Raw genomic sequence first — 19,231 nt, forward strand, 5'->3', positions numbered from 1 at the left:
GCGCTGGCCGCCGGTGCCGCGACCGAGGTGCTGCGGCCCGGGCCCGCCGCGGCGACCACGCAGGTGCTCGGCGCCGGCGTGCCCCCGACCCAGACGGCGCCCGCGGGCGCGCCCTGGTCCCAGACCGGCGTGGGTGCGAGCGCTGCCGGCACGACCACGACGACGCGCAACGGCCCCGACGACGAGGAGCCCAAGCGGCGCTGGGTCGTGTGGGTGCTCGTCGCGGTCGCGCTCGCGTCGATCATCGGCATCGCGATCCTGCTCACGAACGGCGGGCAGGGCGACGAGGAGCCGACGGCCGTCGAGGTGCCCGGCGTGGTCGGGATGGAGGAGGCCGCGGCCAGGCAGCTCATCGAGGACGCGGGTCTCGTGTTCGAGCGCGTCGCGGAGGCGAGCACGGAGGTCGACGAGGGCTTGGTCATCCGCACCGACCCGACGGAGGGCGAGGAGGTCGAGCCCGGCGGTGCCGTCCAGGTCGTCGTGTCGTCCGGGGCCGACGCCGTCGAGATCCCGGTGCTCGAGAACTTCACGCAGGACCGTGCGATGCAGGAGCTCGAGGCGCTCGGCTTCCGCGACATCACCGTCACCACGGGGGACAGCCCGGACGTCGAGAAGGACCGGGTCACGGGCACCGAGCCGGCCGCGGGCACCTCGGCCGACCCCACGTCGACGCCGATCACGCTGATCCTGTCGACCGGCCAGGTGCAGCTGCCCAACCTCCTCGACCCGCCGCGGACGCAGGAGCAGGCGCGCGACGAGCTCGTCGCGCTGGGCCTCGTGCCGACGATCACGCAGGAGGAGACGGCCGACGCGCCGCCCGGGACCGTCATCCGGCAGAGCCGTACGCCGGGACCGGTGCCGCAGCGCTCGGAGATCGAGATCACGGTCGCCGTCGCGCCGGAGGTCGTGCAGGTCGCCGTGCCCGACGTGAAGGGCCGCAGCTACAGCCAGGCGGCCGCGCAGCTGGGTGCGGCGAACCTCAACGCCGTCCCGGGCGAGGACGTGTTCGACCCGTCGGTGCCCGTCGGCCAGGTGGTCCGGACGGACCCGGCAGCGGGCACGCCGGTCAACGAGGGCACCACGGTGACGGTCTACGTCTCGAAGGGTCCCGAGAACCCGGCTCCCGGCGGGGGCGGCGGCGACGGCGGGGGCGGCGGCGGGGACTGACCCGCCACGGGTCCGGTCAGCGCACGGGGCTGATCAGCGCATGAGGGCCGGTCAGCGCACGCGGCCGAGCATGATCGCCGCGTGCATGAGGGCCGCCACGGTCTCGCCGTCGTCGATCGTGCCGTCGGCCACCATGCCGAGCGCGTCGTGCCACGGCACGCGCCGCACCGCGGTGATGCCCTCGGCGGCCTGCTCGTGCCCCTTGTCGGACGCGTGCAGGCCGCGCGCCACGAAGACGTGCTCGACCGCACGGCACACGCCGTTGAGCGCGTGCATCGTGCCCGCGAGCTCCCACGACGACGCCTCGAGGCCGGTCTCCTCGCGCAGCTCGCGTCGCGCGGCGACCAGCGGGTCCTCGCCGTCCGAGCCCCCGGCCGGCACCTCGAGCGACGCACCGGTCGTGTAGCGCGCGACGTCGACCATGACGACCTCGTCGTCGTCCGTGAGCGCCACGACGAACACCGCAGGGTGGGCGAGCTCGACGACGCCGTAGATCCCGGGCGTCCCGTCGGGTCGGTCCACCTCGTCCTCGCGGACGGTGATCCAGGGGTTGGAGTAGACGACGGTCGACGTGCGCGTGCGCCACGGGCTCATGGCGCCATCGTCCCAGGCGCGGCCGCCGGGTCCCCCCGCGCGGCCCGCACGCCGGTCAGGCCTTCGCGGCCTCGCGGACCAGCGGGGCCATGCCGGCCGACGCCTCGACGGCGCCGGTGAGGCCGCACACCTCGAGCCAGTTGGCGAGCAGGCGGTGTCCGCCCTCTGTGAGGACGGACTCGGGGTGGAACTGCACCCCGTGGAGCGGGAGCTCGCGGTGCTGCAGCCCCATGATCACGCCCGGTCCGGCGGTGCCGTGCGTCCGCGCCGTGACGACGAGCTCGTCGGGCACCGTCTCGTCCACGACGGCGAGCGAGTGGTAGCGCGTCGCGGTGAACGGCGTGCGGAGCCCGGCGAGCACGCCCGCGCCCTCGTGCTCGACCTCGCTCGTCTTGCCGTGCATGAGCTCGGGCGCGTGCGTCACGGTCGCGCCGAAAGCCTCGCCGAGCGCCTGGTGGCCGAGGCACACGCCCAGCATGGGCGTGGCCGTCTCGGCGCAGTCGCGGATGACGTCCATGCTCTGGCCGGCGGCGCGCGGCGTGCCCGGCCCGGGCGAGATGAGGACGCCGTCGTACCCGGCGCGCTCCGCGAGCGACGGCACGGCGTCGTTGCGCACGACGACCGTCTCGGCGCCGAGCTGGTCGAGGTAGCCGACGATCGTGTAGACGAACGAGTCGTAGTTGTCGACGACGAGGATCCGGGTCATCTCACTCATCCACCGTGATGTCGTTGAAGGGCATGTGCGGGGCGATCGCCGGGAACACCCACGTGAAGCAGGCTGCCACCACGGCGGCGGCGAGCGCGAGGAGGATCAGCACCCGGACCCACGCGGGCCCGGGCAGCGTCCGCCACAACCACCCGTACATCATGCGCCTCCCGCGGCCTGCGCCCCGACGGCCAGCTCCGCCGGGACGCCCTCGGCGACCGGCATCCAGTGGTCGAGCACCGCGTGCACGATGAACCGCTCGCGCGCGGAGAACATCGGGTGGCACGTCGTGAGGGTCATGGTCGCCACGGTGGGCTGGGCCTCCGGCTGGTTGGGCACGGGAGCGATGACCTCGACCTGGTGCGGCATCACGACCTGCGTCTCGGTGACCCGGTAGACGTACCAGGTGTCCTGGGTCTGGACCACGAGCGGGTCGCCGACCTGGAGCTCCTCGACGCGGTTGAGCGGCTTGCCGTACGTGGTCCGGTGCCCCGCGACGGCGAAGTTGCCGATCGCACCCGGCATCGCGGTCCCCTCGTAGTGACCGAGGCCCAGGACGTCGAGCACGTCGCGCCGGGACGTCCCCTGGCTGATCGGCCGCACGTAGTCGGGCCCCCACCGCGGGACCTGGAGCGTGGCGAACGTCGTGAGGTGGTCCGGCTCCGCCGGCACGGGGGCGGCGTCGCGACGCAGCTCGGGTGCGGCCTCCGGCTCGGGCTTCGGCGCGGCCTCGGTGACCGCCCAGCCGAGGTCCTCGACCACCTGTGCCTGCTCGCCGTCGGCCACGACGTCGGTCCACCAGAGCTGCCACGCCACGAACAGCCCGAGCAGCACGCCGAGCGTGATGAGCAGCTCGCCGAGGACACCGACGACGACGGCGCCCACGGGGGCACGCCGGCGGGCGCCGGCGTCGGCGGGCGCGACGGGCTCGCGCGTCGACGTCATGAGCCGCTCGGCACGGGCAGGACCTCGACGCCGTCCGGGACGGACGCGAACCGGAGCTCGGTGCTGCCCTCGAACGCGGGCAGCTCGAGGCGCTCCTCGCGCGAGGTGGACCAGCCGAGGCCGACGGCGTCGACGTAGGTGAGGTAGTCCTGGACGGCCGAGGAGTCGAGGAGCGTCTCGCGGAGCTCGGCGGGGTCGCCGATCGCGCGGACCACGTACGGGGGCGAGTAGTGCCGCCCGTGCAGGATGAGCACGTTGCCCACGCAGCGGAAGGCCGACGTGGAGACCACCCGCTGGTCCTGGAGCGTCATCGCCTCGGCGCCGCCCGCCCACAGGGCGTTGATGACCGCCTGCAGGTCCTGCTGGTGGACGACGAGGTCGTCGTTGGTCGCCCAGTCCGGCCGCGGCACGTTGGACGGCGCGTCCGTGAGCCGCACGGTGAGGCCCGGGCCCGCCACGGCCTGCCGGCCCGCGGCGAGCGCCTGGAGCCGCGCCGTCTCGGCGTCGAGCGCCGGCAGGTCGGCGGTCTGCGCCTCGGTCAGGTCGACGACCTCCTGCTCCAGGGCTCGGACCTCGACCGAGACGTCCTCGAGCCGCTCGGCCTCCGCCTCGACGAGCCCGGCCAGGTCCTGCGGCTGCCGGCCCTCGGTGCCGCCCGCGAGCCGTGCGTTGGCGGCGAAGAGGTAGCCGGCCAGGACCAGGACCAGGGCGACGCCGAGCGCGCCCGCCCAGCGCGCGCGGCTGCGGTGCCGGCCCGAGGGGGACGACGTCGGAGCCGGGTCGGGGGACGACGTAGCCGGGCCCTGGTCGGAGGGCACGGCTGCGTGCGCGCCGCGGCGCCGCTCCGACATGGTGCTCCTCCCGGCCCGGTGAGACGGTGCCACTACGCTAGACGACGAAACCCCGGCAGCCGTCGCCGGGCCCGCCGCAGCGCCAGGAGAAGCCACCGTGCCCGAGTCGAAGCCGCGCAAGAAGCCGGCCTACGTCCCGCCCCCGGCGGCCCAGGGCCCCAAGACCAACCCGCGCTGGCTCGTCCCGACGATGCTCTCGCTCATGGTGCTCGGCCTGATCTGGGTCGTGGTCACCTACATCTCGCAGTCCCAGTACCCGATCCCGAGCATCGGCAGCTGGAACCTCGCCGTGGGCTTCGCGCTCATCATCGCGGGCTTCTCGCTCACGACCCGCTGGCACTGACACCCCGCCAGCACTGACACCCCGCCGGCGCTGACACCGCGCCGGCACCGACTGACACCCTCGCTCGAGCCGGGGCGTCCGGACAGAGTCGCATCGCGACCGGTCCGGGTGCCCCGGCTCGCGTGCATCCGGCACCTGGCCGTTCCCGGCCCAGCCCCCTGAGCCAGAGTTCTCCCCAGGGGGTGCAGAACTCTGTGGATAACTACACGGTTGTAGTTCCACAGGTGTGAGCAACTCTGGGGACGACGACGCACCCGCCGACGCCGGCCGCGCGCGACACCGCGGACGCCACAAACACCGCGACGCGCGAGGCACCGCGAGGCACCGCCGGGCCGAGGGTGCGCCACCGCCTCGCCACGAACACGTGTGCATCTGCGCTGGGTCCAGTTCCCACCCGCGCGCGCGGTTGTTCGTGTGCGCGCTCATACGGGCCGGCGCAGGCGCGCGACGGGGCTGGTCCAGGCCCGCGGCGGGGCCGGTCCAGACACGCGGCGGGGTCGGTCCGGGCGCGTTCGGACGCCGGTGCAGGCGCGCGCGCGACGGCTCAGAGGGTCGTCGTCCGGAGGACCGCGAGCAGGACGAGGACCGCCAGGACGAGCCCGCTTGCGCCGGCACCGACCAGCGTGCGCCGGCCCTTCGGCGCGTACGCGAACGCCGCCCCGAGGGCCGCACCGACGAGGAGGCCGCCCAGGTGAGCCTGCCAGGCGATGTTGGGCACGACGAAGCCGATCACCGCGTTGACGGCGATGATCGCGAGCACGGCGCGCGGGCTGCGCCCCATCCGGCGGAGCACGACGACGAGCGCCCCGAAGAGGCCGAACACCCCGCCGGACGCCCCGACGACGACGCGCCACCAGTCGTCCACGCCGGCGAGCAGCATGACGGCGACGTGACCGCCCACCACGGAGACCAGGAAGAGCGCCGCCATCCGCCACCGTCCGAGCGCGACCTCGAGCTCGCGGCCCAGGATCCACAGCACGTACATGTTGAAACCGATGTGCGTGAGGGCGAGATAGCCCTGCGTCGAGTGCACGAAGGCCGCCGTGACGAACCGCCACGGCTCGACCGTCGCCGCGGCCGGCTGGAAGGCGAGCAGGCCGGTCCAGCTCCAGCCCAGCACCCACTGCAGGACGTAGCTCGCGAGGCACAGCCCGATGAGCGTGTACGTCACGACCGGGGGACCGCGGCGCACGACGGCACCGAAGATCGTCCGGTGCACGGGCGCCGTGCGCGCCGCATCCCGTACGCAGTCGACGCAGTGCACGCCGACCGCGGCCGGACGCTGGCACTCGGCGCACACCGGCCGCTCGCAGCGCTGGCAGCGCACGTAGGAGACGCGGTCAGGGTGGCGCGGGCACACCGGGACCGCGGAGGCGGGCGGCGGGGCAGGTTCGGGTGCGGTCATGCCTGCCCCGCCGTGCTCGTCACCGAGTGATCAGTCCTCGACCGTCACCGACGTGATCGTGACGTCCTCGACGGGGCGGTCGCCCGCGCGCGTCCGCGTCGTCGCGATGGCGTCCACGACCGCGCGGCTCTCGTCGTCGGCCACCTTGCCGAAGATGGTGTGCTTGCCGTTGAGGTGCGGCGTGGGCGTGACCGAGATGAAGAACTGCGAGCCGTTGGTGCCGCCGACCTTCCCGGTGGCCGGGTCGCGCCGCTGCCCGGCGTTCGCCATGGCGAGCAGGTAGGGCTGGTCGAAGCGCAGCTCGGGGTGGATCTCGTCGTCGAAGCTGTAGCCCGGGCCGCCCGTGCCGGTGCCCAGCGGGTCACCTCCCTGGATCATGAAACCGCTGATCACGCGGTGGAAGATGACGCCGTCGTAGAGGGGCTCGGTGCGCTCGGCACCCGTGCGCGGGTCCGTCCACGCCTGGGTCCCGGTGGCGAGGCCGACGAAGTTGCGCACCGTCTTGGGTGCGTGGTTCGGGTAGAGCTCGATGCGGATGTCACCGGACGTGGTGTGCAGGGTCGCGAACATGGTCACATCCTCGCACGCAGGCCGGGAACGGGCAGGCACGGGTGGGGTGCAGGTGGCACGATGGTCAGCAGCACGAGCCGCCCATGCGACGCCCGTGCGCCGAGGTGAGCACAGGCAGGCATGGGCACGTCATCGTCCGCCGAACCAGGGAGTCGACCATGTTCGACCGCATCCGCCGTACGCCAGCCGTGCCCGCCGTCGAGGTGGAGGAGCTCAAGGCCCAGGCCGCGGGCGTCCAGGCAGCCCTCGCCGAGGCGTCCGCCCAGGCGAGCGTGGCCGCCGCCCGGCTGGCCGAGGAGGCGAAGGTCGCGGCGCAGCAGGCACGGACCTGGGCCGGACCGCGCATCGAGAAGGCGCTCCGCGACGGCGCCGCCGCCGCGGCGCCCCGGGTCGAGCGCGCGGCGGAGAAGTCGCTGCCCCTCGTCGACACGGCGCACGACCGCTTCGTCGAGGAGGTCCTGCCGAAGATCGTCGCTGCGGTCAACACCGCTGCCGCGGCCGCCGCCACCGGCGCGGACAAGGCGCGTGACGCCGCCTCCGCCAAGCTCACCGAGATCGCGCACGTCGAGCCGCCCGAGCCGCCGAAGTCGCACACCGGCGCCAAGGTCTTCTGGGTGTTCGCCGGCGCCGTCGGCGTCGCGGGCGCGATCGCCGCGTGGAACCGCAGCCGGCCGACGACGGACCCGTGGGCGGAGCAGCCGTGGGAGACCGACTCCGACCACGGGCAGGACCGCCTCAAGGCCGCCGCGACCGACGTCAAGTACGAGCTGGGCGACGCGGCCGAGGCCGTGGGGGAGGCGGCGGGCGAGACCGTCGCCCGGACCCGCGAGGTCAGCGAGAAGGCGGCCGAGCGCGCCCGCGAGGCCGCGGAGCGCGCCCGGGAGGCCGCGGAGAAGGCGCGTGACGTCACGCGCAAGGCGGCGCCCCGCCGCCGCGCCGCGGGCAAGGCCGACAACGTGCTCGGTGACGACGAGGTGACCGAGACGATCGACACACCGGAGGGCATGATGAGCACCGAGAACATCGGCGGGGGCACGGAGGACGCCACCGTGGGCTCGACCACGGGGACGCCGGCGGACGTCACGCCCGAGCTGACCGACGACGAGAAGATCCCGACCGACATCCCCGGGCAGCCGGGCGACCCGGACAACACCGCCAAGAGCTGAGCGGTCGCGGGTCCGCCCGCCAGCAGCACGACGAAGGGTCCGGCACGTGGTGCCGGGCCCTTCGTCGTGCCCGCGGGATCAGACGCCGCCGTCGGACGGCACGGTCGGGACGCCGCCGTCCGCGGCGAGCTCGAGCGGCAGGCCGAGCGCCGTGAAGTGCTCCTCGCCGAAGTACGCGGTCACGTGCGCGACGCCGTCGGCGGTGACGACGGGCAGGTGCAGGTTGAAGGCGCGGTGCACGCCGTCCTCGCCACGCATGTAGAGCGCGAGCGCGGGCCCGCCGTTCGCGGACGCGCGCACGAGGCGCATGTCGCCGGCCCGCTCGGCGGGGCAGTGGGTGCTGACGAGGCGCGCGATGTCCTCGTTGCCCTGAAACCACTCCGCGTAGGGCGGCATCTCCCAGAGCGCGTCCTCGGTGAGGACGCGGACGAGGCCCTCCATGTCGTAGTCCTCGAACGCCCGCTGGTAGCGCTCGAGGAGCGCGGCCACCCGGGGGTCCTCGTGGTCGAGGGCGGCGGGCTCCGCGGACCGGCTCTTCTCGAGGTGGGCGCGGGCACGCTGGAGCGTGCTCGTCACCGCACCGACGCTGAGCCCGAGGGTCGACGCGGCCTCCGCGGCCCGCCAGCCGAGCACGTCGCACAGCAGGACGACCGCCCGCTGCTGCGCCGTGAGCTCCTGGAGCGCCGCGACGAGCGCGAGGCGCACGCTGTCCCGACCCACGACGACGTCGGCCGGGTCCGGGTCCGGCGAGCCCCAGACCACCGAGTCGGGGAGCGGCTCGACCCAGGAGACCTCGTGATGGCGGTGCAGGTCACCGCGCGGGTCCGCCGCCGGCTGGCCGAGGCCCGTGGGCAGGGGGCGGCGCTTGCGGCCCTCGAGCGCCGTGAGGCAGGTGTTGGTCGCGATGCGGTACATCCACGTGCGGACCGACGACCGGTTCTCGAAGCCGTGGAACGCGCGCCACGCACGCAGGAGCGTCTCCTGGACGAGGTCCTCCGCCTCGTGCGCCGAGCCCACCATGCGGTAGCAGTGCGCGATGAGCTCCCGGCGCAGCGGGGCCACCAGCGCCTGGAAGTCGTGCTCAAACGTGACCGGGCTCACATCGGTGCTCACCGGGCGAGGTTACCCCGCCGCGCCGACACGACCCAGGGGCACCGGCCCTCGCTACGCGAGCGTCGCCGTGACCGCCGTCGTGCCGCCCGACTCGAGCGTCACGGTCGCCGCCCGACGGTGGGCGCGGACCTCGTAGTCGCCGGACCACCCGCGGACGGCCACGCGGCCCTCGGCGTCCGTGCGCAGCGTCGTCGGCGCGACCCACCACTCGTCCTTGACCAGACGACGCAGCGCGTCGTACGAGGGCTTGGGCGTCCCGTCCGCGCGGACGAAGCCGCCGGGCGCGCCGAGCCACGAGTCGACGTCGGACAGGCCCCAGTAGGTCACCGCCTGCACCGACGGGTGCGACAGCAGCGTGCGGTAGTGCCGCTCGACCTCGTCCGCCTGCCGCGCCTCGCCCTCGGGCGTCGAGGGCCAGTCGGGGATCTGGTAGTCGTTGAGGTCGTCGAGCTCCGGCGGCATGAGGTGGCCGGAGAGCAGGGTGCTCTCCGTGAGGTGGATGGGCAGCCCGTAGCGCGAGAAGCGGTCGAGGACCTCGAGGGTCTTCTCCTCGCCCCAGTAGCCCTGGTGCATGTGGCTCTGGAGGCCGAGGACGTCGACCTGGACGCCGGCCTCGAGGACGCCCTCGATGAGGCACTCGTACGCCGTCGACATGTCGAAGTCGTTGAGCAGCAGCGTGGCCGACGGGTTCGCCGCGCGCGCCTCGTCGAAGGCGAGCCGGATCGTGGCGATGCGCCCGAGCCGGCGTGCGAGCGGTGTGATCGCGTTGTCGCCGTTGTCGAACACCGGCATGATCACGACCTCGTTGATCGCGTCCCACGTGTCGATCAGGCCCGCCATGTCGGAGACCTCGCGGCGGATGCGCTCGCGCTGCAGGCGCTCGACCTCGTCGGTCGGCAGCCCGAGCAGCCAGTCCGGCTGGACGGTGTGCCACATGAGCGGGTGGCCCTTGACCGCGACGCCGCGGTCGACGAACCACTGCGCGGTGCGGCGCAGGCGCTCGGTGTCCGGCCGGCCGCGCTCGGGCTCGAACCGTCCCCAGTAGAACGGCAGCGTCGCGGTGTTGAACACGTCGAGCCAGAGGTCGGCGAGGTGCTGCGACTCGGCGCGGGACAGGCGGGTGCCCTCGGCCTCGCCGAACGCCGGCCGGGCGGGCGACGCGCCGTCGTCGGACAGCTCGTCGTTCGCGAGCGGGATGAACTCGAACCCGATGTTGCCGAACCCGAACGCGTGCCGCGTCTGCGCGACGACGACGTCCGCGTCGGCGAGCGGGGTGCCGTCCGCGCGCAGCACGGTGACGGTGGCCTCCGCGGTGCGGTGGGCGAGGGTGGGGTCGGGCGTGGGCGAGCTGTGCACGGGTGTCTCCTCGACGTCGAGGGGATAAGGCTAACCCAATGAACAAACGCTCAGGCGGCGGGGACGCGCTCCGGGCGGTCGGCCACGCCGAGCCGCCGGAGGGCGAGCGGCCCGGCGACGGCGCCGGCCGCGATGACGCCGGCGAGCACCGCGCACACCGCCTGCCACGACGTCGCCCCGTAGAGCGCCCCGGCCACCACGGAGCCGACGGCACCGCCGGCGAGCGCCGCGTTGCCGAGCAGGCTCATGCCGCGGCCCGTCCGGGTGCCGCTGAGCTCGGCCACGGCCGCCTCGTGGATCGGGGTCAGCGCTGCCCAGGCCGCGGCGGTGAGCACCCACAGCGCCGCGACGACCACCGGACCGGGGGCCAGCGCGAGCGACGTCGCGAACACGGCCGACGCGGCCGACGCCGTCGCGTACACCGCGCGGCGGCCGTGCCGGGCCGTGACCCGGTGCAGCACGCGTGGCAGCACCGTCATCGCGATGCCGCCGGGCAGGAAGACGAGCGCGATCTCGTGCACCTCGAGCTCGAACGCGCGCTGGAGGTGGAGCAGCAGGAGCAGCCCGACCCCGGCCTCGGCGACGGACGTGAGCCCGACGACGCCGAGCAGCGGTGACAGCCGGCGCACGTCGGACCATGCCGTGGCGTCGGACGCGGGGGCGGTCGGCGGCCGGCGGACCGTCCTGAGCAGCGTGACCGCCGCGACGAGGCAGGTCACCCCCAGCGCGGCGAGCACGCCGCGGTAGCCCAGCGCCGGCAGGAGGACGAGGGAGGGGACCCAGAAGAACCACGAGGCGAACGCGACGGCCGAGTAGAGGTCCGCGAACGCGCCGTCGTCCTCCGCGAGCCGTTCCGCGGTGACGGCGCGCACCGAGACCCACAGGAGCGCACCGCCGACGCCGCCCGCGACCGACGCCGCGAAGGCCGCACCGAGCCCGGGAGCGAGCGCGTAGCCGAGGCACGAGAGGGCGTAGAGCAGCGCGCCGGCCGCCGCCACGCGCGTGCGCTCCCGGGTGTCGGCGAGCCGGCCGGCGACGGGCCGGGCGGCGAACGACAGCGCCAGCTCGACGCCCACGAGCGCACCGATCTGCGCGGGTGTGGCGCCGAGCTCCGTGCCGACCCACAGCGGGACGAGGAAGTCGAGGACGTCGGCCGAGCCGCCGACCAGCGCCGCGCCGAGGGTCGCACCCCGGTGACGCGTCACGGTGCTGCCCACCGCGCGCACGCTACGGCACGGGTCGTCCTCGCGGGAGCTACGCGGGTGCGGGCCGGGCGTCGGCGGGGCCGTCGGTGCTCCGGGCGCGCACCGGCCGCAGGAGGGCGACGGCGCGACGGTCGTCCTCGGTGCGCACGTCCACGACCTCGAGGCCCGCGCGCGCGACGTCGGGTGCCAGCGCGTCGACCTGCGCGCTCCCCAGCGCCTGCAGCAGCACGACGCCGTCCGGCGCGACGTGGGCGCCGGCGACGGCGAGGCACCGGCGCGGCAGGTCCAGCCCGTCCGTGCCGCCGTCGACCGCGCGGACCGGGTCCGCGGGCCACGCGGGGACCTCGTCGCGCGGCAGGTACGGCGGGTCGGCGAGGACGACGGCGAAGCGCTCCTCGGCACCCACGGACGCGTCGAGCTCGCCGCACCGCACGTCGACGTCGACCGTGGCGACGTTCGCGGCCGCGTTGGCGCGCGCCAGCGTGCAGGCGTGCGGGTCGACGTCGACCTGGACGAGGTGCCGACCCGTGAGGACCGCGGCCGCCTGCCCGATCTGGCCGGCACCCGAGCAGAGCTCGAGGATGCGTCCCGCGGGCAGGTCGGCCGAGAGCTCCGCGGCCCACGAGGCCTGCAGCATCGTCCACGGTCGCGGCCGGAGCACCCGCCCGTCGAACGTCACGACGAGGGGGCCGAACTCCATGGTCTGGGTCTGCATCGCGCGCCATCCTCGCCCACGACGAGCGGACGCGCGCGTCGTCGCCCAGGCCCCGGACCCCGACGTGACGACGGCCCCTCCCGGTGCCGGGAGAGGCCGTCGTCGTGCGTGGAGCCAAGGGGACTCGAACCCCTAACCCCCTGCTTGCAAAGCAGGTGCGCTACCAATTGCGCCATGGCCCCGGGCGGGGTGCGCCCCGCTCAGTCGAGCTCGTCGGTGACCTCGGTCCACAGGTCCCGCTCGTCGCGGTCCTCCGCGTACGTGCGCCACACGAGGTAGCCCGCGACGGCGGCCAGCAGGGCGATGAGGAGCTTCTTCATCCGGTCCTCCGGGTGGTGCGGAAGGGGTGGGCCTAAGAGGACTTGAACCTCTGACCTCTTCCTTATCAGGGAAGCGCTCTAACCGTCTGAGCTATAGGCCCGAGCACCGACGACGGCGCCGCACGAGAGTACCCCAGCGTGCGCACGGTGCCCAAACCCTGGGCACCCTGCGGCCGGACGACGCGACCGGTGGCCGGCCCCCGGCGCGCCGGCCCTGCGACCGGATCAGTCGTCGGTGAGCGTCAGGTGCACGCCGCCGACGAGCGCGGCGACGATGTTGTACAGGAACGCGCCGATGGTCGAGAGCGCCGTGAGCAGCACGATGTCGACCACCGCGATCATCGTGGCGAGCGAGATGACCCGCTCGAAGCCCACGTAGTCGAGGATGTTGAAGAACGTCGTCGAGCCGGACAGCGTCGCGATGATGTCGTTCACCGAGGTGAAGACCGCGAGGCCGTCGAGCGTGTACCAGGTGACCGCGGCCGCGACCACGATCATGATCCCGACGGCGACGGACAGCAGGAACGACAGCTTCATCACGGACCACGGGTCGATCCGGGCCACCGCGAGCCGCACGCGACGCGGGCCGCCGGACGACGAGGGTGCCGCCGACGACGTCGTCGTGCTCGTGGCCGGCCTGGCCGACGTACGCGCCGCCGTCGGCTGGCGCACGGGCTTCGCCGCGACGGCCGTGTCCTCGTCCTTCGTCGGCAGCGCGGTGCGCGCCGCGTCGACCGCGCCCTGCGCGGACTGCTTGAGCCGCTCGGCGAAGGAGGGGGCGGACGACGTCGTGCCGGCCGACGCCGCACCCGACGGCGAGCCGCCCTGCGCGGCCGGGGCCGTGCTGCCCGTCTCGCCCGAGCCCGACGGTGCCGGTCGGGGCGGGGCCTCCGCGCTGCGCACCGCCGTGCCGCCGCCACCCTGGGACGTCGGGTTGGCGATGGGCCGCTTCGGCGCGATGGACGGCGGTGGCGTCCCCTCGGTGCTCATCGGTCTCCCTCGGTCCGGGCCGTCGTGCCGGCGTCACCCGTGTCGTCGATGCTGTCGCTGTCCGCAGTGCTGGAGGTGCTGTCCGTGCTGGAGGTGCTCAGGGCGTCCGGCGCCTCGTCGGCACCGCCCGTGTGCGATTCTGCGCCCTCGTCGTCGGTCACCGCGTCAGACTCCAGGCCTACCTGACCGACGCCGTCGTCTCCCACGGTAGCCGCATCACCCGCGAGGTTGCGCTCCACGTTCCGCGCGACGGCCAGGATGCGGTCGCCCTGGTCGGGCTTCGCGAGGATGACGCCGGTCGCGTCCCGACCGTGCACCGGGATCTGCCCGACCTGCGAGCGCACCACCTTGCCGCGCTCCATGACGACGAGGACCTCGTCGGTGTCGTCGGCCATCATGGCGCCCACGAGGACGCCGCGGTCGTCGGGCAGCCGCGCGGCGCGCACGCCGAGACCCCCGCGCTTGGTCCGGCGGTACTCGAGGTTGCCGTCCGAGTTGACCCGGTGCATGTCCGAGCGCTTCGCCGTGCCGCCGTCCGTCACCGTGACGAGGAACGACTCGCCGGTGATGACGTCCATCGACAGCAGCTCGTCGTCCTCGCGGAAGCGCATGCCGGTCACGCCCGACGTCGCCCGGCCCATCGGGCGGAGCTCGTCGGCCGTCGCCTTGAACCGCACGGCCTGACCCTTGCGCGAGACGAGCAGCAGCTCGGAGTCCTCGTCCGTGAGCACGGCCGAGACCAGCTCGTCCGGGGCGCCGTCCTCGTCCTCGCGGAGGTTGATCGCGATGAGTCCGCCCGAGCGGTTCGAGTCGTACTCGGCGAGCCGCGTCTTCTTCACCAGGCCGCGGCGCGTGGCCAGCACCAGGTACTCGGCCTGCTGGTAGTCCCGCAGGTCGATGACCTTGGCGATCTGCTCACCCGGCTGGAACGCGAGGAGGTTCGCGACGTGCTGGCCCTTGGAGTCGCGGCCGCCCTCGGGCAGCTCGTACGCCTTGGCGCGGTACACGCGGCCGAGGTTCGTGAAGAACAGCAGCCAGTGGTGCGTCGTCGTGACGCCGAAGTGCTCGACGACGTCGTCGGCGCGCAGCTGGGCACCGCGCACACCCTTGCCCCCGCGCTTCTGCACGCGGTAGCTGTCGCTGCGCGTGCGCTTGGCGTAGCCGCCGCGCGTGATCGTGACGACGACCTCCTCCTCGGCGATGAGGTCCTCCATCGAGACCTCGCCGTCGAAGGGCAGGATCTGGGTGCGCCGCTCGTCGCCGTACTTGGCGACGATCTCGTCGAGCTCGGTGCGCACGATGTCGCGCTGGCGCTGCGGGCTCGCGAGGATCTCCTCGTAGTCCGCGATCTTGACCATGAGGCTGTCGTACTCGTCGGTGATCTTCTGGCGCTCCAGGGCGGCGAGCTGGCGCAGCTGGAGGTTGAGGATCGCGCGCGCCTGGATCTCGTCGACCTCGAGCAGCGCCATGAGCCCGTCGCGCGCCTCCTCGACCGTGGCCGACGCGCGGATGAGCGCGATGACCTCGTCGAGCGCGTCGAGCGCCTTGAGGTAGCCGCGCAGGATGTGGGCCCGCTCCTGGGCCTGGCGCAGCCGGTACGTCGTGCGCCGCACGATGACGTCGAGCTGGTGGGTGACCCAGTGCCGGACGAACGCGTCGATGCTCAGCGTGCGCGGGACGTCGTCGACCAGCGCGAGCATGTTGGCGCCGAAGTTGTCCTGCAGCTGCGTGTGCTTGTAGAGGTTGTTGAGCACGACCTTGGCGACGGCGTCGCGCTTGAGCACGATGACGAGGCGCTGACCCGTGCGACCCGAGGTCTCGTCGCGGATGTCCGCGATGCCCTGGACGCGCCCCTCCTTGACGAGGTCCGCGATCTTCGCCGCGAGGGTGTCCGGGTTGACCTGGTACGGCAGCTCCGTGACGACGAGACAGATCCGGTTCTGGATCTCCTCGACCGTGACGACCGCCCGCATCGTGATCGAGCCGCGACCCGTGCGGTACGCCTCCTCGATCCCGCGCCGGCCGAGGATGGTCGCCCCTGTGGGGAAGTCGGGGCCGGGGATGCGCTCGATGAGCGCGTCGAGCAGCTCCTCCTTGGAGGCCTCGGGGTGCTCGAGGTGCCAGGTGATGCCGGCCGCGACCTCGCGCAGGTTGTGCGGCGGGATGTTGGTCGCCATGCCGACGGCGATGCCGGCGCTGCCGTTGACCAGCAGGTTCGGGAACCTCGAGGGCAGGACGGCGGGCTCCTGCGTGCGCCCGTCGTAGTTGTCGCGGAAGTCGACGGTCTCCTCGTCGATGTCCCGCACCATCTCCATGGCGATGGGCGCCATCTTGCACTCGGTGTACCGCGGCGCGGCGGCCGGGTCGTTGCCCGGCGAGCCGAAGTTGCCCTGGCCCGAGACGAGCGGGTAGCGCAGCGACCAGTCCTGGACGAGACGCACGAGCGCGTCGTAGATCGCGACGTCACCGTGCGGGTGGTACTTGCCCATGACGTCGCCGACGACGCGGCTGCACTTGGAGAACTGCCGGTCCGGCCGGTAGCCGCCGTCGTACATCGCGTAGAGGACGCGGCGGTGCACCGGCTTGAGGCCGTCCCGCACGTCCGGCAGCGCGCGGCCGACGATGACGCTCATCGCGTAGTCGAGGTAGGACCGCTGCATCTCGAGCTGCAGGTCCACGGCGGTCACCCGGTCCGTGAGGACCTCGGCGGGCGTGTCGACGCCCACCTCGGGCAGGTCTCCGTCGGGGGTCTGGTCCGTCACCGTCTACCTCGTTCCGTCCGGCCCGTGCAGGGCCCGTGCGTGCGTGCGTGGGTGCGCCGGGTCGCCGGCGTCGCGGGCCTCAGATGTCGAGGAACCGCACGTCCTTGGCGTTGCGCTGGATGAAGCTGCGTCGCGACTCGACGTCCTCACCCATGAGCACCGAGAAGATCTCGTCCGCCGCGGCCGCGTCGTCGAGCGTGACCTGGAGCAGCGTGCGCGTGTCCGGGTCCATCGTCGTGTCCCACAGCTCCGAGTAGTCCATCTCGCCGAGACCCTTGTAGCGCTGGATCCCGTTCTCCTTGGGGATCCGCTTGCCGGCGGCCTGACCCTCGGCCAGGAAGGCGTCCCGCTCGCGGTCCGAGTACACGTAGTCGTGCGGGGCGTTCGACCACTTGATCCGGTACAGCGGCGGCTGCGCGAGGTACACGTAGCCGTGCTCGATGAGGGGCCGCATGTAGCGGAACAGGAGCGTGAGCAGCAGCGTGCAGATGTGCTGGCCGTCGACGTCGGCGTCAGCCATCAGGACGATCTTGTGGTACCGCAGCTTGCTCTCGTCGAAGTCCTCGCCGATGCCGGTGCCGAAGGCCGTGATGAGGGCCTGGACCTCCTGGTTGCCGAGCGCCCGGTCGAGGCGTGCGCGCTCGACGTTGAGGATCTTCCCGCGGATGGGGAGGATCGCCTGGGTGCGCGGGTTGCGACCGCGGACCGCCGAGCCGCCGGCCGAGTCGCCCTCGACGATGAAGATCTCGCACTCCGCCGGGTTGTTCGACTGGCAGTCGCGCAGCTTCCCGGGCATGCCGCCCGACTCGAGCAGGCCCTTGCGGCGCGTGGCCTCGCGCGCCTTGCGGGCCGCCATGCGTGCGGCGGCCGCCTGGATCGACTTGCGGATGATGTCCCGCGCCTCGTTCGGGTGCGAGCCCAGCCAGTCGCCGAGCTGGTCGTTGACGACCTTCTGGACGAACGTCCGGGCCTCGGTGTTGCCGAGCTTCGTCTTGGTCTGGCCCTCGAACTGCGGCTCGCCCAGCTTGATCGAGATGACGGCGGTGAGGCCCTCGCGGATGTCGTCGCCCGTGAGGTTCTCGTCCTTCTCCTTGAGGATGCCCTTGTCGCGCGCGTACCGGTTGACCAGCGAGGTCATCGCCGCGCGGAAGCCCTCCTCGTGCGTGCCGCCCTCGGTCGTCGAGATCGTGTTCGCATAGGTGTGGACCGACTCCGAGTAGGCGTTCGTCCACTGCAGCGCGATCTCGACCGCGATCTTGCGGTCGGTGTCCTCGGCCTCGAAGTCGATGACCTCGGGGTGGACCGCCTCGACCTTCTTGGCGGCGTTGAGGTGCGTGACGTAGTCGATGAGGCCGCCGTCGTAGCGGTAGGTCACCGAGCGGTGGTGGCTGCCGGACGCCTCGGCGACGTCGCCGTCCTGCTGGGAGGTCACGGCCGCCGTCACCTCGTCCTCGGTGCCCGTGTGCTGCGGTCGCTCGTCGGTCAGCGTGATCTGCAGGCCCTTGTTGAGGAAGGCGTACTGCTGGAAGCGCGAGCGGAGCGTCTCGAAGTCGAAGTCGACGGTCTCGAAGATCGACGGGTCGGGCCAGAACGTCTGCGTGGTGCCCGTCTCGGACGTCTCGGGGCCGCGACGCAGCTCGCCGTGCGGCTTGCCGCCGTCGGAGAAGTCCTGCTCCCACACGTGGCCGTCGCGCTTGATGACCGTGTTGACCTTGGTCGACAGGGCGTTGACGACGGAGATGCCGACGCCGTGGAGGCCGCCCGACACCGCGTAGCCGCCGCCGCCGAACTTGCCGCCGGCGTGCAGCACCGTCATGACGACCTCGACGGTGGGACGCCCCTCGGTCGGGTGGATCGCGACGGGGATGCCGCGGCCGTCGTCGCTCACGCGCACGCCGCCGTCGGCGAGGAGAGTGACCTGGATGTGGCTGCAGTAGCCCGCGAGCGCCTCGTCGACCGAGTTGTCGACGACCTCGTAGACCAGGTGGTGCAGACCGCGGGGGCCGGTGGAGCCGATGTACATGCCGGGCCGCTTGCGGACGGCCTCGAGCCCCTCGAGCACCGTGATCGCGCTCGCGTCGTACTCGGACCCCGCGCGTGCGCGCGCGGCCGCGGCCTGGTTCGCGCGGACCTGCTCGACGGTCTCCGGGGTGCTGCTCGGCTCCTGGGGTGCGGGCGTGCTCTCGTCGACCACGGGCAGAGGTGCTCCTCACGGGTGCGGGTGCGCGGGACGCGCGGCAGACACAGGTGTTCCTGGCGGGTCCAGCCCACGCCCTCCGTGGGCGCCGCCCGCGCACGCGCCCGCGTGTACCGCGCGCCCGGAGGCGTGAGCGGGACATCGGGCGGCGCAGAGGCTGCGTCGGGAGGTCGCAGGGGTGGCCGATCGCCAGGAGCTGACGTCTCAGTCTACCTGGTCATGGCGCTCACAGGCGTCTGTGCACAGGTGTCGCGCGATGCGGATGTCCACCCCTCACCCGGTGGTCACGACCGGCCCGCGCGGGCCTCAGAGGGCCGAATCCGGCGGTCGGCCACCGCACCGCGTCACGCGCGGGCCCGGAGGGTGCCCGCCGACTCCGGGCGGGGCCACCTCACCGCGTCACCCGTACGTGTCGCGCGGGCCTCGGCCCGGCACGCGCCGCCCGCCACGGCCCCACTGCGGACCGGACGGCCCGAGCACCCGCACCTCGCGCACGACGTCGGCGCCCACCTCCCGCTCGAGGGTCGTCAGGAGCTGCGGCACGAGCAGGCGGAGGTTGGACGCCCACGCGGTGGAGTCGGTGCGGACCACGAGCAGGCCGTCCTCGAACGTCTCGGGCGTGCAGTGGTCGGCGATCTGGTCGCCCACCACCTCGCGCCAGCGGCCGACGACGCCGCCGACCGAGAGGTCCTCGCGCCATCCTCGCTCCGCGGCGAGGCGCGCGAGCGTGTCGCCCAGCAGCGTCGGGTCGCGCCCGTCGCGGCCGGGGCCGGAGCGCACGTCCTCGGACGGGCGGCGCTGCGTCCGGCCCGGCTGGCCGGGGCGC

Annotated in this window: 19 protein-coding genes and 2 tRNA genes; 3 read left to right on the forward strand and 18 right to left on the reverse strand. The window is 73.4% G+C overall.

Translation table 11 applies throughout. The features are described from left to right. Positions 1–1,167: PASTA domain-containing protein (locus ICW40_RS01280; protein ID WP_221651991.1), on the forward strand; the 1,167-nt coding region annotated here is incomplete at its 5' end. A 51-nt stretch (positions 1,168–1,218) separates the two neighbouring features. On the opposite strand, the gene ICW40_RS01285 is transcribed toward ICW40_RS01280, so the two are convergent. From ICW40_RS01285 to ICW40_RS01305, 5 genes are read right to left on the reverse strand one after another with little or no spacing between them, the layout of a single operon-like run. Further along, on the reverse strand, positions 1,219–1,761 hold the full coding sequence (locus ICW40_RS01285) for an NUDIX domain-containing protein (protein ID WP_221651992.1): 543 nt from the start codon (positions 1,759–1,761) through the stop codon (positions 1,219–1,221). 55 nt (positions 1,762–1,816) lie between these two features. Further along, positions 1,817–2,467 (reverse strand): aminodeoxychorismate/anthranilate synthase component II, encoded by a 651-nt coding sequence (locus ICW40_RS01290; RefSeq protein ID WP_221652013.1) that lies wholly within the window; start codon positions 2,465–2,467, stop codon positions 1,817–1,819. 1 nt (position 2,468) lies between these two features. Continuing rightward, positions 2,469–2,630, reverse strand: a complete 162-nt coding sequence (locus ICW40_RS01295; RefSeq protein WP_221652017.1) for a hypothetical protein — start codon at positions 2,628–2,630, stop codon at positions 2,469–2,471. Next, on the reverse strand, positions 2,627–3,412 hold the full coding sequence (locus ICW40_RS01300; RefSeq protein WP_221651993.1) for a class E sortase: 786 nt from the start codon (positions 3,410–3,412) through the stop codon (positions 2,627–2,629). The genes ICW40_RS01295 and ICW40_RS01300 overlap by 4 nt, the downstream gene beginning before the upstream one ends. Beyond that, on the reverse strand, positions 3,409–4,263 hold the full coding sequence (locus ICW40_RS01305; protein ID WP_221651994.1) for a DUF881 domain-containing protein: 855 nt from the start codon (positions 4,261–4,263) through the stop codon (positions 3,409–3,411). Before ICW40_RS01305 ends, ICW40_RS01300 begins: the two co-directional genes overlap by 4 nt. Before the next feature lie 97 nt (positions 4,264–4,360). Here ICW40_RS01305 and ICW40_RS01310 point away from each other — a divergent pair, with 97 nt between their 5' ends. Further along, complete coding sequence (locus ICW40_RS01310) at positions 4,361–4,606, forward strand: cell division protein CrgA (RefSeq protein ID WP_221651995.1); 246 nt, start codon at positions 4,361–4,363, stop codon at positions 4,604–4,606. A 544-nt stretch (positions 4,607–5,150) separates the two neighbouring features. Here the strand turns inward: ICW40_RS01310 and ICW40_RS01315 are convergent. Together ICW40_RS01315 and ICW40_RS01320 are read right to left on the reverse strand one after the other, a co-directional pair. Further along, on the reverse strand, positions 5,151–6,011 hold the full coding sequence (locus tag ICW40_RS01315) for a rhomboid family intramembrane serine protease (protein ID WP_221651997.1): 861 nt from the start codon (positions 6,009–6,011) through the stop codon (positions 5,151–5,153). Between the two features lie 30 nt (positions 6,012–6,041). After that, entirely contained in the window at positions 6,042–6,581 is a 540-nt protein-coding gene (locus tag ICW40_RS01320; RefSeq protein WP_221651999.1) for a peptidylprolyl isomerase, read from the reverse strand. A gap of 158 nt (positions 6,582–6,739) precedes the next feature. On the opposite strand from ICW40_RS01320, the gene ICW40_RS01325 reads away from it, so the two are divergent. Continuing rightward, the gene (locus ICW40_RS01325; RefSeq protein ID WP_221652001.1) at positions 6,740–7,747 is read left to right on the forward strand and encodes a hypothetical protein; all 1,008 of its coding nucleotides are present in this window, start codon (positions 6,740–6,742) and stop codon (positions 7,745–7,747) included. Positions 7,748–7,825: 78 nt separating this feature from the next. Here the strand turns inward: ICW40_RS01325 and ICW40_RS01330 are convergent, their stop codons facing one another. From ICW40_RS01330 to ICW40_RS01380, 11 genes are all read right to left on the reverse strand, one after another. After that, positions 7,826–8,860, reverse strand: a complete 1,035-nt coding sequence (locus tag ICW40_RS01330) for a sigma-70 family RNA polymerase sigma factor (RefSeq protein WP_308121554.1) — start codon at positions 8,858–8,860, stop codon at positions 7,826–7,828. A 51-nt stretch (positions 8,861–8,911) separates the two neighbouring features. Next, positions 8,912–10,216 carry an endo-1,4-beta-xylanase gene (locus ICW40_RS01335; RefSeq protein ID WP_221652003.1) on the reverse strand — a complete coding sequence of 435 codons (1,305 nt, stop codon included), beginning with the start codon at positions 10,214–10,216 and terminating at the stop codon, positions 8,912–8,914. A gap of 50 nt (positions 10,217–10,266) precedes the next feature. Then, the gene (locus tag ICW40_RS01340; protein WP_221652005.1) at positions 10,267–11,433 is read right to left on the reverse strand and encodes an MFS transporter; all 1,167 of its coding nucleotides are present in this window, start codon (positions 11,431–11,433) and stop codon (positions 10,267–10,269) included. A 37-nt stretch (positions 11,434–11,470) separates the two neighbouring features. Beyond that, positions 11,471–12,136 (reverse strand): methyltransferase, encoded by a 666-nt coding sequence (locus ICW40_RS01345; RefSeq protein WP_221652007.1) that lies wholly within the window; start codon positions 12,134–12,136, stop codon positions 11,471–11,473. Between the two features lie 109 nt (positions 12,137–12,245). Continuing rightward, positions 12,246–12,318: transfer RNA gene (locus tag ICW40_RS01350), tRNA-Ala, on the reverse strand. A gap of 18 nt (positions 12,319–12,336) precedes the next feature. Continuing rightward, entirely contained in the window at positions 12,337–12,456 is a 120-nt protein-coding gene (locus ICW40_RS01355) for a DLW-39 family protein (protein ID WP_221652008.1), read from the reverse strand. Between the two features lie 27 nt (positions 12,457–12,483). Then, positions 12,484–12,557, reverse strand: a tRNA-Ile gene (locus ICW40_RS01360). 124 nt (positions 12,558–12,681) lie between these two features. Continuing rightward, positions 12,682–13,446 (reverse strand): DUF3566 domain-containing protein, encoded by a 765-nt coding sequence (locus ICW40_RS01365; protein ID WP_221652009.1) that lies wholly within the window; start codon positions 13,444–13,446, stop codon positions 12,682–12,684. Then, positions 13,443–16,208, reverse strand: coding sequence for a DNA gyrase subunit A (gene gyrA / locus ICW40_RS01370; RefSeq protein ID WP_308121555.1), 2,766 nt, complete (start codon positions 16,206–16,208; stop codon positions 13,443–13,445). The genes ICW40_RS01365 and gyrA overlap by 4 nt, the downstream gene beginning before the upstream one ends. A 79-nt stretch (positions 16,209–16,287) precedes the next feature. Then, the gene (gene gyrB, locus ICW40_RS01375) at positions 16,288–18,270 is read right to left on the reverse strand and encodes a DNA topoisomerase (ATP-hydrolyzing) subunit B (protein WP_374199120.1); all 1,983 of its coding nucleotides are present in this window, start codon (positions 18,268–18,270) and stop codon (positions 16,288–16,290) included. Between the two features lie 534 nt (positions 18,271–18,804). After that, the coding region (locus ICW40_RS01380) for a DUF721 domain-containing protein (RefSeq protein WP_221652012.1) at positions 18,805–19,231 on the reverse strand (427 nt) is incomplete at its 5' end.

It is taken from the genome of Actinotalea ferrariae (assembly GCF_019733465.1).
Taxonomy (GTDB): domain Bacteria; phylum Actinomycetota; class Actinomycetes; order Actinomycetales; family Cellulomonadaceae; genus Actinotalea; species Actinotalea ferrariae_A.